Origin of the sequence: Limnothrix sp. PR1529 (genome assembly GCF_002742025.1) — a bacterium.
Taxonomy (GTDB): Bacteria; Cyanobacteriota; Cyanobacteriia; order CACIAM-69d; family CACIAM-69d; genus CACIAM-69d.
Genome location: NZ_LIRO01000044.1, coordinates 1 through 15,322, shown reverse-complemented (window position 1 = coordinate 15,322; position 15,322 = coordinate 1). Strand labels below are relative to the sequence as shown.

Sequence of the window (15,322 nt, the reverse complement as noted above, 5' to 3'; positions counted from 1 at the left end):
GTTTGGGGCTTGGGAACCACCACCCGATTGGGCTGATTGACTTTCGGTTTCGGTTTTGGGGTTGCGGCCCGATCGGCCCGGCGTTGGGCCGGGGTCGATCGCGCGGGGCTGGGGGACGGGGTCGATCGGGCCGGGGTGGTTTTCGGCAAATTGGTGACCCGAATAGGGGCCTCTTGGGCGCTTAGGGGCAGGGCTACCTTGTCCGGCTCCTTGGGCATTGGCAGCAACAACACCGCCCCATGGAGCACCACGGACACCACCACGCCCAGGCCCATGGCCCCCCAAAGGCTGATTTTGGCACTGGGAGACCAGTCCACCAACTCGGGCCCTCGCCTTGGGGGGGCGTTTTGTTGCGATGCGCTGCTGGGTGATGGGTTTCTGGTGGGGGAATGGCTAGGCGGGGACTCCCCCATCGGGTCGATCGCCCCTGCATCGGGCCCCTGGCTCCCCACGATCACCGATCGAGCAGTCCTAGGAACTTCTTCTGAACGCACAGTCACCAAGGCCTGATCGGAAACCGGAAGGTTACTGCTCATTTTCCTTGGCTCCCATCCGGCAAGGTTGTGCCCAGGGTTTTGACCCCGTTGAGATCAAGCTTGGAGGGGCTGGCGTTCAGCAAATCTGCGCCGCTCAAGTCGGCCCCCGTCAGCTTGGCTTGGGTCAAGTCAGCCCCCCGAAGATAGGTTTTGGTGAGCCGGGCTTCGCTGAGGTTCGCTCCCGTCAGCTTGGCTTGGTTCATGCCCGCCTGGCTCAGGTCGGCTTTGGTTAAATTCGCTTGCTGAAAATTGGCCCCGTCCAGCTTGGCCTGGCTCAGGTTCGCCCCGGTCAAATTGGCCTTTTGAAAGTTGGCTCCATTCAGGTTCGCCCCGGCAAAGTCTTGATTGCTCAGATCCTTGCCCGCAAAATCACACCTTGGACAGTCCTTGGGGTTTCCGGGCGATCGCTGGGCCGTGGGCTGGGTGGGGCAACCGCTCAGGGTCAACCCCAGGGCGATCGAAACCGTGAGCAACATTCCGCGCCCGATCGCGCCCCCAAGTTCCCATTTCAATGAGCGATCCCTCTTACCGGTTGCCGCGCGATCGCCCACAATCGCCCCTCTGATGCCAAGCCCCATGCCCAAACCCGAAGTCGTGAAAGTGTTCCCAAAACCGTTTTAACTCAAAGATTTCTCAATAAGCGAACTGCTTTAAGATTGAGGAGGATTTAGATCTTTGAGAATTAGTTTCAGTAAGCATAGCATATTCTTACTGAAGTGCTTTCTGAAAGCCTTTTCCAGGCAGCTTCGCCAAGGGATTGAAATTTCTCTCAGAGGCTGTCTGAACAGTATTTTTGGACACAGATCAAGCACTAATCGTCGTTAGGGCAAGGGACTGAAGCTTCTTGTCTTCGTTAGTGGGTAAGACCCGCAAAGCAAAACCAGATACTCTAAAATTCATTCGTTGTATTACAAGTTGCATTGTAAGGATTCACCAAAATCAATCAAGAACCAGCTCCAATTTGCTTAAAATAAAGACAATTCTAGAATTGATCAAAGCAAGCAGTCATGAAAATCAAAAACAGAGATTAACTAAAAATTAAATTAACTAAAAAAATTAATTGAGAGTTTTTAATAACTGAGCTGCCATCGATCACCCCTTGATCAGCACAAATCGATCCTTGATCAGCACAACCGGCAGTTAAGAAAATTTCAATCATCAACAATCCTTTAAGTCACCAGAGCAGGCGATCGAGTGACCTGGTGATAAAATAATCAAACGGTTTCCCAAAGCCGTCCAAATGTTCCAAATCAACGTCAATTCCATCAGGCAATCCCCCAACATGGCCAATCGTCCTCGCCCCCTAGATGCAGAAACCATGGCTCGACTGCGAGCAGAAGCTGCCGCTCCCTATCGAGGTCTTCGGCGCTTGTTCTATGGTGCTTTTGCTGCTTCGGGAGCACTGGGTGGGTTCATTTTTTTGCTGAAACTGCTAGCAGGCGAAAACCCAGCGGATGTGTTACCTAATTTGGCACTGCAAGCGGGGGTGGTGGCGTTGATGGTTTGGTTATTTCGGATCGATCGGGGACGGGAGCGAAATCAATAAGCATCATCAATGATTCGGGGAAATTAATTAGAGCAATTAATTAGAGCATTTAAAGAATAATCGTCAGAAAACAACTTACAAATCGCAATTGATTGATCGCGATTCATAGGCAACCATTCACAGATTACGCACAGACGATTTTTAGGTAGTTCATCGACCATCTGCCAGGGTCATCAAAAGCCAATTCCCAAAAACCACCAGCAACGAACCAGCAACAACGACAGACAAACTAGAGGCAAACTACAGACAACGATCGCCGGATGCATTCAGCCGCTAATGGGAACCGGGGCGATCGGTTCTGAATCTTTAGAGTTCTGAGGCGGGGAGGCAAGGGCGAAATGACCGACCGCACGAACCTTTGAGACATGGGCCGCCACCACCGTTTGGCAAATGGGCAATGACGAACGGTTGACGTTGCAAGCGTTCGCTAAACTATCTGGGGCGATCCTATGATCTCGAGTCATCTCAACGCTGCGGATCTCAAGGCTGCGCGATCGCCGTCGGGCGATCTCCCCTCTTGGGTTAATGTGGGTTGTCTCTGGTATGTTGCCAAATTCAATAGACCACTGAAGCAGCAGCCCCCTCAAGCACCCTGAAACGTCGATCGAGCGATTGAACTCAATCGAACCAATCAGTTGCTAAGTGGGCTACTGGGTGATCATTGAGTTAGCCATCTTTAGCATTAGCCGTCTCTTCTTTGCCTTTAAACCTTCGTTTTTGAACCAATGACTATGGTGGGTCAACCAGTGGGCAGAACTCGATCGAGCCAAAGGGCCGCAGCCAAGCGGGCCCGGCGGGCCATGGGAGCCAGTCTGATGGCGGCGGCGATGGGAATTGGGCAGGTGTCCCAGGCGATCGCCCAGCCAGTGCCCCCCACGCAGCCGGTTCCAGTGCGCCAGCCGATGACGGTCATCTCCGACGTGCAAGAGGCCAACTCGATCGCGGGAATTGTGACGGCGCGGGGCAACGTTCAGGTGGACTATCCCGCTCGGATGCTCAAAGCCACCGCCGCCCAGGCACAATATTTCAGCAACGAACGCCGTTTGGTGATGTCGGGTGATGTGTTTGTGCTGCAAGACGGCAATAGCCTGCGGGCCGAAACGGTCACCTACTATGTCGATGAAGGGCGATCGATCGCGCTGCCCTTGCCCAACCGCCAAGTGGAATCGGTCTACTTAGTGTTGGACACCACCACGCCCACGGTCTTGCCTTCGTCTTCGGGGCCGGCGGGGGGACTGCCTGCCGCGCCGGCCGTGCCTTCGCTGTTTGCCCCCACCGCGCCCTAAAATTTACCGCTGTTCGATCGCCGCTGGCCGGCTTGCATCCTTTCGTGGGGGTACACCGTTGAAGATTGTTCTTGAAAACGTCCAGAAAGCCTACGGTGAGCGTCTAATTGTCAACCGCGTTAGCCTCACGGTGGAACGGGGGGAGGTGGTTGGGCTGCTGGGGCCAAACGGCGCAGGCAAAACCACCGTTTTCTATATGGCCACGGGGTTGGAACGGCCCGACAGCGGCCATGTGTGGCTTGATGACCAAGACATTACCGAACAACCCATTCACCAACGGGCCCGCCTCGGGATTGGTTACCTGGCCCAAGAACCGAGCGTGTTTCGCCACCTGAGTGTGGCGGATAACTTGCGCCTGGTGTTGCAGCAAGCCAAGCTACCCCGAGAGATGCAGGAGCGCCGTCTCCAGCAGTTGGTGCAAGATTTTGGGCTGGAGAAAGTGGCCCACACGCCGGGAATTCAGGTGTCAGGGGGTGAGCGCCGCCGCACGGAAATTGCCCGCGCCTTAGCCGTGGGATTGGAGGGGCCCCAGTTCCTGTTGCTGGATGAACCCTTTGCGGGCATTGACCCGATCGCGGTAGCCGAAATTCAACGCATCGTGGCCGGCCTGCGCGATCGGGGCATGGGGATTCTGATTACCGATCACAACGTGCGGGAAACCCTGGAAATTGTCGATCGCGCCTATATTTTGCGGGAAGGCCAGATCCTCGCCTCCGGAAACGCCACCGAGCTGTATGGCAACCCCTTGGTGCGGCAATATTACTTGGGTGACAAATTTCAGCCCTAACGTTCCACCCCTGCCTCAGCCCCCACTCCAACCCTCGCCTTCTCGCAGGCCCCTCAGCCGCTATTCCCGACCAGACACCCTATGACCTCCAACACCGTACCCCAGCCATCCTCCGCCCCCCCTTGGCAAAACTGGCTGCCACAAATCAGCGTGATGGATCGTTACCTGGCCAAGGAATTGGCCATGCCCTTTCTGTTTGGGGTTGGTGCATTCTCCTCGATCGGGGTTTCCGTCGGCACGGTTTTTGACCTCGTGCGCAAAGTCGTAGAAGAAGGATTGCCCATTCACCTGGCCATGCAGGTGATGTTGCTGCAAATGCCCTACTTCATCGTGCTGTCTTTCCCCATGTCCACCCTGTTGGCCTCCATGATGGCCTTTGGGCGGCTGTCCAACGACAGCGAATTGGTGGCCCTCCGCAGTTGCGGCATTGGGGTTTATCGCATTGTTGCGCCGGCCTTGGTACTCAGTCTATTTGTCACGGGTTTAACTTTTGTTTTTAACGAAGCATTAGTGCCCGCCGCCAACTACCAAGCCACCACCATTTTGGAGCGGGCCCTAGGAACCGACGATAATCAACCCTCTTTCCGGGAAGAAAATATTTTCTATCGGGAATTCAGCGAAGTCGAAAAACCGGACGGTGAGAAAAAAAGCATTCTCAGCCGTGTGTTTTATGCCGAGCGTTATGACGGCAAGCAGATGCTGTCCCTGACGATTATCGATCGCTCCCAGGCGGGCATCAGTCAGATTGTGACCGCCAAATCTGCCGTTTGGAATCCCCAAGAACGGGCCTGGGATTTCCGAGATGGCACGATTTATTTGGTGGCTCCCGATGGTTCCTACCGCGACATTTTGCGTTTTGAACAACAACGGTTGCAGCTACCCCGAACGCCCCTTGATTTGGCCGTGCGCGATCGCTTCTCCAATGAGCTGAATATTGCCGAAGCCCAGGAGCGTTTGGCCATTTTGCGTCAGAGCGGCGAGCGAGCAGAAATCACCAAGCTAGAGCTGCGAATTCAGCAAAAATACGCATTTCCCTTCATTTGCGTAGGCTTTGGTTTGGTGGGTTCAGCACTGGCCAATCGTCGCCATCAACGCCTTGGCCGCGCCACCAGTTTTGGTGTGAGCGTGGTGGTCATTTTCGCCTATTATTTGTTGGCTTTCCTGATGGATGCCTTGGCCCGCACAGAATTTCTGTCTCCGATGGTGGCGGCTTGGTTGCCTTTGCTGGTGGTTGGGACGTTGGGGACGGGGCTGCTGGTGCGGGCGGCACGCTAAATTCCCCGGTTCAACTCCATCCAACCCAATTCAATTTTCCCAATTCAATTCAATCCAACTCAATCCAACCGTACATCCAAAGCTAAATCCAACATTCAATTCAGGAACCTACCCGAGTTTTCGGGATAAGGGACTTGGAGAATATTTGAAAAGTATCTTAAAGCCCTGATCAAGTCCCAATCGTCTTGGGCCGCAAGGGGCTTAAGCCCCTTGTCTGGATTGATCGTTGGAGTTCGCAAAAATTCGTTTTGGGTTTTCAGAAATTCGCTCAGCAGTCCGAAAAATTTTGCCCCCGTTCATGAGTGCTATTGCCCCCGATTTTCGGTTTGAGTTAGTGGCTGAATGTTCCCAAACATCGGCCCGCGTTGGTGTTTTTCACACGCCCCACGGCATTGTGGAAACCCCTCGCTTTATGCCCGTGGGCACATTGGCCAATGTCAAAACCCTGTCGCCGGATCAAGTGGCCGCCACTGGGGCCCAGATGATTTTGTCGAATACCTATCACCTGCATTTGCAACCCGGTGAAGGCATCGTGCAGGCGGCAGGCGGACTGCACAAGTTTATGAACTGGCAGGGGCCGATTCTGACGGACTCGGGCGGGTTTCAGGTGTTTAGCCTCAGTGAAATGCGGCAAATTAGCGATCGGGGCGTGACGTTTCGATCGCCCCACGACGGCAGCATTATTGATTTCACCCCCGAAAAATCCATTCAAATTCAAAACGCCCTCGGATCCGACGTGATCATGGCGTTTGATGAATGTCCGCCCTATCCAGCCACCCGCGAACAGGTGGAAAAGGCAACCGATCGCACCTACCAATGGCTGCTGCGGTGCATCGAGGCCCATCAGCGTTCTGATCAAGCCCTATTCGGCATTGTCCAAGGGGGAACCTACGCGGATTTGCGAGCCAAGGCGGCGGCGGATTTGGCGGCCCTGGATCTACCCGGCTACGCGATCGGGGGGGTGAGCGTGGGGGAACCGCCGGAACTGATTGAGCACATCGTGAAAGCCACCACGCCCCTGTTGCCTCCCCACAAATTGCGCTACTTGATGGGGGTGGGGACTTATCGGGAAATGGCCCAGGCGATCGCCGCCGGGATTGATGTGTTTGATTGCGTGATTCCCACAAGGCTGGCGCGGCACGGGGCGGCCCTGGTGCAGGGTGAGCGTTGGAACCTGAAAAACGCCCAATTCCGGGAAGATTTCCGGCCGCTGGATGAAACCTGCCCTTGCTACACCTGCCAAAACTTCAGCCGCGCCTACATCGGCCACCTGATCCGCGCCAAGGAAATTTTGGGCTACACGCTGCTGGCAATCCACAACGTGACGGAGCTAATCCGATTCACACAACGGATTCGATCGGCGATTTTGGCGGGCAATTTTGCCGATGAATTTGCCCACTGGTTGCGCCCGGCTGACGACCTGGCCGCCGCCGCCCGACTCGATGATTGAGCATCCACCCATGATCCACGGGCGATCGCCAGCAGAAGCGCGATCGAGTGGGGTGATCGCACCATGGCCCGCCCAAAACCAGCGTCTAAAATAGATCAATTCATTGCTCTCGGGAGATGCCGATCGTGAACTGGCGCGGAACGACGACAACTTGGCGCGATCGCCTGTTTGGTGCTTTGGTCTATGCCCTGCCGCTGGTGGATGTGGTGGGCTTTGGTGGCTCCATCTTCCGGGAACTGCCGTTTTTGACGGTGTTGTATGTGCCGCTGCTGCCCCTGCTTCAGCTCTACCAAATTCCCTTCATGAGCTTCATCATCTTTTTGGTGCTGTTCCTGTTGGTGGTTCGTAACAGCAACATCAGCTATTTCATTCGTTTCAACACCATGCAATCGATTCTGATTTCGATTTTGGTGTCCCTTTGTGGGCTGGTGATTCAGTATGTTTTCCAGCCGATCGGGGGCTTTGTGGTGCAAACCCTGGCCAGCACGGTGTTCTTGGGAGTTGTGGTGGCGGCCATTTACTCGATCGTTCAGTCGGCTTTGGGGCGCTTGGCAGAAATTCCCAGCCTCTCGGAAGCGGTGCATATGCAGGTGCGCTAATCGCTGTTCACGGCATTGGGGCGATCGGGAGAATTCGGGCGATCGGGCAGCCCCTCGGTGGGGTATGATATACAGCCCGTGAATCCTTGTCGATCGGCAACAGCGGGGCCCTCAGCATTGCCCCCCAGTCAGCCCGATCGACCATTCTATTGTCCGCAAGGAACTACCCATCCATGTCTGCAAATCGCCTCTACGAAACGATGTACATCCTGCGCCCCGACCTCAACGAAGAGGCCGTGGATGCCAACATCAACAAATATCGGACGATGCTGACGGAGCAAGGAGCCACCGGCCTCGAAATCCAACATCGTGGCAAGCGCCGGTTGTCCTATGAAATCAACCGTTGCCGCGAAGGCGTGTACATCCAAATGAACTACGAACACGCCACCGGCAGCCACATCGCCCCCATGGAAAAGGCCATGCGCCTCAGCGAAGACGTGATTCGCTACCTGACGATTAAGCTCGATCCTCGCAAGGTGAAGGCCGCCGCCGAAGCGGAATCGGCTGCTTAAATCCCAAGCTCGATCGAGTGGGGTTTGAGCTTCCATTCAAACCAAAACAACTTAAGGGCCAGGGCGTGGGAGCTACCGCGCCCTTTTTTGCGCTCATGTTTGCGCCCGTGGTTTTGCCCAAACCCTGATCCCAGCCAGCCAACTTTTTGGGAAATCGTTACTCTAGGGCCAGGGAAATCGATCGAACGCATCCGTTCCGCAGCGTCGGGCTGGCTCCGTGAAGATGCATCCCTGATTTTGCAACAGTGCTGGCCTGAAGATTTGCCCAATTGACTTGACCAAAATTCAGCTCAACTAGACTGAAAACTGAGCCGATCCAACTCAATTGGCGAAGCTCAGTTCGTCCAATTCAGTTCATTCAATTCAAGACCCAAAATTAACAAACGGCGGATGCAACCTATGGGTGGGGTGATGGGGAAACCACAAGATCAAAATCAGTTCAGAACCCAAAGCCATTCGCTGCGATCGGGCAACGGCAACGCCCCCGGCTGGTTGGCTTGGGTGGCGGCCCTGCTGCTGTGGCTACCGGCAACCACGGCCTGGGCCGCGCCCGGGCCGGTCATGGGTTCTGTTTTTGGCAATTTGTTTGCGGGCAATCGCCCCGAAAACTTGGGCGCAGTGGCGGGTCAACTTCGCCCCTGTCCCAACAGTCCCAATTGCGTCAGCAGCCAAACCCCAATCACGGATTTGCAACATACGATCGCCCCGCTCCAGATTATGGGCGATGCTGATCATGTCTTTGCGGCCCTGACCGAGTTGGTGAAAGCGACGGAACGCACCACCGTGATTACTGAATCGCCCGATTATCTCTACGCAGAATTCGCCACACCGCTGCTGGGGTTTGTGGATGATGTGGAATTTTTGCTGGATGGAGAAACCAATCAAATTCAGGTGCGATCAGCTTCGCGATTGGGAGAATCAGACTTGGGACTCAATCGCCAGCGCATCGAAACCCTGCGGGCCCAATTGACTCAAAAGCTGGCTTTGGAACAGGCAGCATTGATCCCCACGCCCTCGAATTCAACTCCTGAGAATTCAACTCCTGAGAGTTAATTTCTTGATCATTCAGCCCCTGAATGAGTTTTCTAAACCCATGGGCGAATTCATGCCCTAGATTAGTCCCCTGATTCCTGAAAACAGAACCATTGCAGAGGATTGCAACAGACCGAACCTATGGGTGCATCGGCCACAAAGCAAGACACGATCGCCGCGATCGCCACGGCAATTGTGCCGCAACAGGGCAGCGTTGGCATTGTGCGGATGTCGGGGCCCGAGTCCTGGGCGATCGCCCGGCGAATTTTTCGGGCCCCTGGCTCCCAACCCTGGGAAAGCCACCGAATTTTGTATGGCTATTTGCACAATCCCCAAACGGGCGAAACCGTTGACGAAGCCCTGTTGCTGCTGATGGCGGCTCCGCGCACCTACACCCGCGAGGACGTGGTGGAACTCCACTGCCACGGAGGAATGATGGTGGTGCAACAAACGCTACAGCTCTGTTTGCAGCAGGGGGCGCGTCTGGGGCAACCGGGGGAATTTACGCTGCGGGCGTTTTTGAATGGGCGGATTGACCTGACCCAGGCGGAAAGCGTCGCGGACTTGGTGGGGGCCCAGTCACCCCAGGCGGCCCAGGCGGCCTTGGCGGGGGTGCAAGGGAAGCTGGCCCGGCCGATTCGCGATTTGCGATCGAGCTGTATGGACTGGTTGGCGGAAATTGAGGCCCGCATTGATTTTGAAGATGATCTACCGCAGCTGGATTTGCCCGCCGTGACGGCGGCCCTGCAAACCATCGCTACCCAGATCGATCGCTGGTTGGCCACGGCCGATCGGGGTGAGCTGTTGCGCAGTGGATTGAAGGTGGCGATCGTCGGGCGACCGAACGCGGGCAAGTCCAGCCTGTTGAACGCCTGGAGCCGGAGCGATCGGGCGATCGTCACGGAGTTGCCGGGAACCACACGGGACGTGGTGGAATCGCGGCTGGTGGTGGGCGGCATCCCAATCCAAGTGCTGGATACGGCGGGGATTCGGGAAACCGATGACCTGGTGGAAAAAATTGGAGTGGAGCGATCGCGGGCCGCGGCTCGATCGGCGGATCTGCTGCTGTTGGTGATCGAAGCGCCCCGGGGCTGGACGGGGGGCGATCGAGCCATCTATGAGCAAATCCGCGCCGCCGACCCCGATCGACCTCTGCCGCCGACCATTTTGGTGGTGAACAAAATCGATTTGGTGGCTCCGGAAACGATTTCGTCTCTGTTGCCCCAGGATTTTGCCCAGGTGGTTTACACGGCGGCGGCAGAAGGGCGCGGCATTGACGATTTGGAGCAGGCGATTTTGCAAATTGCCCGATCGGGCCGGGTGCAGGCAGCGGATTTGGATGTGGCGATTAATCAGCGGCAAGCGGCGGCCCTGCTGCGGGCCCAACAGGCGATCGGACGGGTCTGCGAAACCATGGATCAACAATTGCCCCTGGATTTTTGGACGATCGACCTGCGGGACGCGATTCAAGCCCTGGGGGAAATCACCGGCGAAGAGGTCACAGAATCCGTGCTCGATCGAATTTTCAGCCGCTTTTGTATTGGCAAATAATCAACCCACAGAAACCCCTAGGGGCCGTCGATCAAAACCGGTCAACCCCGTAGGGGCGTACCGCTGTACGCCCCTACCCGACCTTGCGCTTGTATCGATCATGCCTTGACGGTTGGCCGAGTCAAAATTATGCCAATCGGAATGGATTGAAACCGGCCAAACCTTTGAGGGCGTACGGCGGTACGCCCCTACCCAGACTTTGATCCGCCGATCGCCCCTAGCAACTGCCCACTTGCAAGCCGTCGGGCAACTCCAGCGTATCGCCCAGGGTCGCGCCGTTGTGGTAAGCCGCCAGCAAGACTTCACTGGTTTTGCCCCAGGCGATCGCCCCGGTGGCATCCAGCCCGATCGCCCCCAAATCGCGACCCCGATCGGCCGCCTCCGCCATCGACTTTTCAAAGGCCGCTGCCAGGCCCAAGCCGTCATCCACCCGGATCACAATCTTGGCCGCCAAGCATTCGTCCAAAATGTCTTCGCCAATACCGGTGCAGCTCACGCCCGCGCGGGCCGTGGCATAGTTGCCCGCTGGGGTGGCGGAGTCACTGACCCGGCCAATGCGCTCAAAGCCTTTGCCTCCGGTGGAAGTGCCGGCCGCCACGCGCCCTTGCTGATCCAGTGCTACTACCCCGATCGTGCCGCGGCCCGCCGAGTCCGATCGCGCACCGGCTTCGACTTCGGCGATCGTGGAAGCCATCGATCGCTTGCTGAAGTTGTCCTTGCGCTCCTCGATCCACTCGTTCAGCCGCAAATCCGTGAGCGGGTTATAGATCGGCAGGGCTAGTTCTCGCGCCAACTCCGCCGACCCCACATCCGACAACACCCGATCGCTCTGGGTTTGTAAAAAGGCCGCCAGTTCGATCGGGTTTTGGATCCGCGACACATTAATCGTGCCGCTGAACCGTTGAGCGCTGCCATCCATCAGGGATGCGCTCATGCGAATTTGCCCATCGGACTGCAACACCGACCCCGTACCCGCATTGAAGCGCGGTTCATCTTCCAACAACCGACAGCCCAGCACCACCGCTTCCTGGGCGCTGGCTCCGGCCAACAAACGTTCATAGACCTGTTCCACAATGCCGGACAGCAGCGCCCGCACCGCAGCCACGCCCCCTTTGCCCTGGAGCGAGCTGCCCGCACCGCCGTGGATGATCAATTTGGGTTGGGTATTGGGTTGTGTAGATGCTTGACTCATGGCGGGTGATCGAAAGGGCGATCGCAAAAAGACCGCCTCAGATTGTCCGGCTTTGGGGGAGGCTTGTCCAGGGCATCGGAAGAGGGCGAAAGCCTTAGAGAATCCATGAAACGGGTCGATCGGGATTTGCTAAGCCTTGACCCGATGCCAACCAAACACCGACCCGATCCCGATCGCGACGGGACTAGGGGGTAAGAAGGGAACCATTCAAGTATCAATTTTGACGAGCCAGCCGCCGCCTTGGCCCGCAACGCCTCTTCGTTCTAATTCGGGGATCTTGCTCGTTCTCCAGCCAAGCAGGCTACAAATGTTCCAGAATCAGCGATTCTGAGGATTCAAGGCTAAGGTAGGGGGTGATCGCGGCGACTCTCACTCAATTACTGATCTCAAGCATCATCAATTCATAGCAATCCAGCGATCTGAGTAGATCTAAGGAGGTTTAAGGAGATCCGAGAAGATTTCAGGAGATCCGAGAAACTTCAAAGAGATCTGAGCGGATCAACGAAGCAATGATTTAGCACCTGACCGGCCCGGCCATCCCCATGACCATCCGCCCACCGTCGCCTGCGTTCCATGTTGGCTCAACCCTTGCTTAAAACCATTACGAAATGGATTCGCCTCCTGAATCGGTTATGGGCCGGGTCAGTGTTGCTGTCTTGGCGCGATGGGACAGCGATCGCCCTGTTGGTGGCGGTGGTGGTGGTGATGGTGCGGGGGTTGGGCTGGATGCAGGGGACAGAGTGGGCGGCGTTTGATTTGCTGGTGCGGTGGCGGCCGGCCCGTTTGGAGCAACGGGTGGTGTTGGTGGTGGTGACGGAAGCGGACTTGCGCTTGTTTCGGCAATGGCCCCTGTCCGATGAAAAGTTGGCGGACTTGCTGGAAACGTTGGAAGAGTATGAACCCCGGATGATTGGGCTGGATTTGGTGCGGGATTTTCCCATGCCCCCGGGCAACGATCGCCTGGAAAAGTTGCTGCGCCAGTCCGATCGCCTGGTGGGGATCCGCAAGGTCAGTGGCGAGGGCATCGCGCCGCCCCCGGCCCTCATCCACAAACCTGGGGCGATCGCCGCGTCGGATTTGCTGCTGGATCCCGATCGCAAAGTCCGGCGGGCGATTTTGTCCTTGGCTGACCAACAGGATCAAGCGGTCTTTGGTTTGGGAACCCAATTGGCGCTGAACTATCTGGAGCGCCAACCCAACCCGATCACGTTGGAAGCCCTTGATGAAGAAGCGGGCCTCTATCAACTGGGTCGCGCCACCATCGCCCCCTTCCAGGGCAATGACGGAGCCTATGTGGGGGCGATCGATGATGGCTATCAACTGCTGTTGGACTATCGCGGCTTGGCCTGTCCCACCGACAGCCAGCGCAATTGCGGGTTCCAGGTTTATTCGGCCAATGATGTTTTGAATCGACGAGTGCCCCTGGATGCCCTCTACGATCGACTGGTGCTGGTGGGAGTCACGGCGGAAAGTCTGGGCGATCGGTTCTATACCCCCTACAGCGACACAGACCAGGGCCCGCAACTGACCTCCGGCGTGGAAATCCATGCCACGATCGCCAGTCAACTGCTGTCGGCGGCGATCGACGGCTGGCCCCTCCTTCAGGTTTGGAGCGACTCCTGGGAAATGGGCTGGATTGTGTTGTGGACCGTGGGGGGCACGCTGCTGGGCTGGACCCTACGCCAACCGTTGCTGTTGTTTGCCATGACGGCCTTGGGCATCGTGGCCATTCTGGCGGCCGCTTGGCAAGCGTTGCAATGGATGGTTTGGATTCCGCTAGTGCCACCGGTTTTGGGGCTGGTGGGCGGTTCCTTTGGGGCCTCGTTGGGGTTGGCGGCCAAGGAACGGCGCGATCGACAAACCATCACCGAGCTGTTTGAGCGCTACGTTACACCGCAGGTGGCCCAGGTGATTTGGCAAAGCCGCCACCAAATTGTGCGGCGCGGGGAATTCATTGGGCAGATTTTGCCAGCCACGGTCATGTTTGCGGATTTAGTGGGGTTCACGTCGATCGCGGAATCCAACCCACCGGAAATTATCTTTCCCTGGCTGAATGAATATATGCAGTCCATGACCCAAAGCGTGCTCGATCGCAACGGCATCGTGAACAAGTTCATTGGCGACGCAATCATGGCCCTGTTTGGCGTACCGGTTCCCCAATCGCGCGATCACCAGGTGGGTGACGATGCGATCGCCGCCGTCACCTGTGCCGTGGAGATGGGTCAACGGCTCCAGCGCTTAAATCAACAGTGGCGCGATCGGGGCCGCCCCACCGCCGCCATCCGAATTGGCATCGCTTCGGGCCCCGTGATGAGTGGTTGCATTGGCAATGTCCGCCGGTTGGAATACACCGTTATTGGGGACACTGTGAACATAGCCGCCCGACTGGAAAGTTATGACAAGTCCTTTGATGGGGGGCTTTGTCGCATTTTCATTGAAGAAGAAACCTATCGCCATGTGCGCGACCGCTTTCCCACCCGCTTCATTGGCCCAGTTACCCTTAAGGGGCGAGAACGGGCCACAAATATCTATCAAGTGCTGTTACCTTTGCAGCCAGATGATCTCAACAAAACCCCTTAGAATGCTCGCTGCAACCCCTGCTTTCCCACATTCTGGAAGAGCAAGGTTAAACCGGCCCCATCGGCCCAAGAATGGAAAAAGACTCGCATCACCCGGTCGGCAGGTTTTGAAAATGGTGCGGGTGAAAGTGGTGTGGGATCGGTCAATCTCGATCCATCCTGTTCCAGCTCTCTTAGCTCAGGCTATCCCAGTCTCCCATGGGACTTTTGGGCAAACACCAGCATTATTCAGCCATTTCTGAAGTATTTTAGAACCACTTTTCAAGTTATTTTGCCGACCGGCTCTTGGGTGATTTTTTCTAGTCATTTTCTTTAGTCATTTTTTAAAGTCATTTTGCTGCTTTTTTCAAAATTCCTTTTCCAATCCACTTCAAAACCCACTTCCTAAGCGCATCCCGTGGCAATGGCCCAATCCCGATCGCCCACTCAGCCACTGATTGATTAGCTTGCTCGGTCACCGATCGCAGGGGCCCCGGAGCTAAACCGGCTCGATCGACCGTCGGCCCAGCGGCCACCAGCCCCTTGATCCAGACCTCAGACGAAATATGAAAGGGTGCAATTCTCATTCATCACCTAAAATGTGACCTTGTTCAACACCAAGCAAGAAGGGGCGAATATCTTTGGAGGAATACCCTTGAGCAAAGATATTCCTCCAAAGATCTTTGTTATGCCATCACTTTGATCACAGCATTGCATCCGGTCTGCTCGATGACGAATGGCCAAGATTTTTTCTGTTGATTGCCGATGGGTTGCCTATTGATTGCCTATCAATCGCCCATTGCCTGTGTGTTAGTGGCCTGTGTGTTAATTGCCTGTTCATGACCTGCTAGCGACCTGTTGACGACCTACCTGTTGACGACCTGTCAATCACCTGTTAATCCCCCGTTGATGCCTATCAATTCCCCGTTGACTACTGGGCAATCGCCCGTGGATCGGATAGCGATCCCCGTTGATTGCCCTCGATCGCCCAGTTGATC

At 56.2% G+C, this 15,322-nt stretch carries 13 protein-coding genes and 1 pseudogene; 10 read left to right on the top strand and 4 right to left on the bottom strand.

From position 1 onward, the window contains the following. Window positions 1-536 (bottom strand): annotated as a pseudogene (locus AMR42_RS19785) (hypothetical protein); the annotation flags it as partial. Then, a complete protein-coding gene (locus AMR42_RS07180; protein ID WP_158234392.1) occupies window positions 533-1,048 on the bottom strand; it encodes a pentapeptide repeat-containing protein in 516 nt (171 codons plus the stop codon). The gene AMR42_RS07180 and the pseudogene AMR42_RS19785, both read right to left, overlap by 4 nt. Before the next feature lie 770 nt (window positions 1,049-1,818). On the opposite strand from AMR42_RS07180, the gene AMR42_RS07175 reads away from it, so the two are divergent. From AMR42_RS07175 to mnmE, 9 genes are all read left to right on the top strand, one after another. Further along, the gene (locus tag AMR42_RS07175; protein WP_099532774.1) at window positions 1,819-2,082 is read left to right on the top strand and encodes a DUF3493 domain-containing protein; all 264 of its coding nucleotides are present in this window, start codon (window positions 1,819-1,821) and stop codon (window positions 2,080-2,082) included. A 725-nt stretch (window positions 2,083-2,807) separates the two neighbouring features. Then, entirely contained in the window at window positions 2,808-3,368 is a 561-nt protein-coding gene (locus tag AMR42_RS07170) for an LptA/OstA family protein (protein WP_234406758.1), read from the top strand. A 58-nt stretch (window positions 3,369-3,426) separates the two neighbouring features. Further along, window positions 3,427-4,155 (top strand): LPS export ABC transporter ATP-binding protein, encoded by a 729-nt coding sequence (gene lptB, locus AMR42_RS07165; protein ID WP_099532773.1) that lies wholly within the window; start codon window positions 3,427-3,429, stop codon window positions 4,153-4,155. A 153-nt stretch (window positions 4,156-4,308) separates the two neighbouring features. Continuing rightward, a complete protein-coding gene (locus AMR42_RS07160) occupies window positions 4,309-5,430 on the top strand; it encodes an LptF/LptG family permease (RefSeq protein ID WP_099532780.1) in 1,122 nt (373 codons plus the stop codon). 307 nt (window positions 5,431-5,737) lie between these two features. Then, window positions 5,738-6,880: a tRNA guanosine(34) transglycosylase Tgt gene (gene tgt, locus AMR42_RS07155; protein WP_099532779.1), complete on the top strand. Its 1,143-nt coding sequence runs from the start codon at window positions 5,738-5,740 to the stop codon at window positions 6,878-6,880. Window positions 6,881-6,996: 116 nt separating this feature from the next. After that, on the top strand, window positions 6,997-7,479 hold the full coding sequence (locus AMR42_RS07150; protein WP_190355481.1) for a Tic20 family protein: 483 nt from the start codon (window positions 6,997-6,999) through the stop codon (window positions 7,477-7,479). Window positions 7,480-7,652: 173 nt separating this feature from the next. Next, a complete protein-coding gene (gene rpsF, locus AMR42_RS07145) occupies window positions 7,653-7,991 on the top strand; it encodes a 30S ribosomal protein S6 (protein ID WP_099532772.1) in 339 nt (112 codons plus the stop codon). 399 nt (window positions 7,992-8,390) lie between these two features. Continuing rightward, window positions 8,391-9,044 (top strand): DUF1499 domain-containing protein, encoded by a 654-nt coding sequence (locus tag AMR42_RS07135; RefSeq protein ID WP_234406746.1) that lies wholly within the window; start codon window positions 8,391-8,393, stop codon window positions 9,042-9,044. A 120-nt stretch (window positions 9,045-9,164) separates the two neighbouring features. Then, complete coding sequence (gene mnmE, locus AMR42_RS07130) at window positions 9,165-10,574, top strand: tRNA uridine-5-carboxymethylaminomethyl(34) synthesis GTPase MnmE (protein WP_099532770.1); 1,410 nt, start codon at window positions 9,165-9,167, stop codon at window positions 10,572-10,574. A gap of 217 nt (window positions 10,575-10,791) precedes the next feature. Here mnmE and AMR42_RS07125 read toward each other — a convergent pair whose 3' ends face one another. Then, window positions 10,792-11,766, bottom strand: coding sequence for an isoaspartyl peptidase/L-asparaginase (locus tag AMR42_RS07125; RefSeq protein WP_099532769.1), 975 nt, complete (start codon window positions 11,764-11,766; stop codon window positions 10,792-10,794). A 573-nt stretch (window positions 11,767-12,339) separates the two neighbouring features. Between AMR42_RS07125 and AMR42_RS07120 the strand changes: the two genes are divergently transcribed. Beyond that, window positions 12,340-14,346, top strand: coding sequence for a CHASE2 domain-containing protein (locus AMR42_RS07120; RefSeq protein WP_099532768.1), 2,007 nt, complete (start codon window positions 12,340-12,342; stop codon window positions 14,344-14,346). Window positions 14,347-14,674: 328 nt separating this feature from the next. On the opposite strand, the gene AMR42_RS07115 is transcribed toward AMR42_RS07120, so the two are convergent. Then, window positions 14,675-14,911: a hypothetical protein gene (locus AMR42_RS07115; protein ID WP_143472972.1), complete on the bottom strand. Its 237-nt coding sequence runs from the start codon at window positions 14,909-14,911 to the stop codon at window positions 14,675-14,677. Window positions 14,912-15,322 lie beyond the last annotated feature (411 nt).

Excerpts from the sequence above, each read along its gene's own strand:
- AMR42_RS07175 (WP_099532774.1), top strand. The coding sequence starts at position 1,819 with ATGGCCAATCGTCCTCGCCCCCTAGATGCAGAAACCATGGCTCGACTG.
- AMR42_RS07170 (WP_234406758.1), top strand. The coding sequence starts at position 2,808 with ATGACTATGGTGGGTCAACCAGTGGGCAGAACTCGATCGAGCCAAAGG.
- AMR42_RS07160 (WP_099532780.1), top strand. The coding sequence starts at position 4,309 with ATGGATCGTTACCTGGCCAAGGAATTGGCCATGCCCTTTCTGTTTGGG.
- AMR42_RS07150 (WP_190355481.1), top strand. The coding sequence starts at position 6,997 with ATGCCGATCGTGAACTGGCGCGGAACGACGACAACTTGGCGCGATCGC.
- rpsF (WP_099532772.1), top strand. The coding sequence starts at position 7,653 with ATGTCTGCAAATCGCCTCTACGAAACGATGTACATCCTGCGCCCCGAC.
- AMR42_RS07135 (WP_234406746.1), top strand. The coding sequence starts at position 8,391 with ATGGGTGGGGTGATGGGGAAACCACAAGATCAAAATCAGTTCAGAACC.
- mnmE (WP_099532770.1), top strand. The coding sequence starts at position 9,165 with ATGGGTGCATCGGCCACAAAGCAAGACACGATCGCCGCGATCGCCACG.
- AMR42_RS07125 (WP_099532769.1), bottom strand. The coding sequence starts at position 11,766 with ATGAGTCAAGCATCTACACAACCCAATACCCAACCCAAATTGATCATC.
- AMR42_RS07120 (WP_099532768.1), top strand. The coding sequence starts at position 12,340 with ATGTTGGCTCAACCCTTGCTTAAAACCATTACGAAATGGATTCGCCTC.
- AMR42_RS07115 (WP_143472972.1), bottom strand. The coding sequence starts at position 14,911 with ATGAGAATTGCACCCTTTCATATTTCGTCTGAGGTCTGGATCAAGGGG.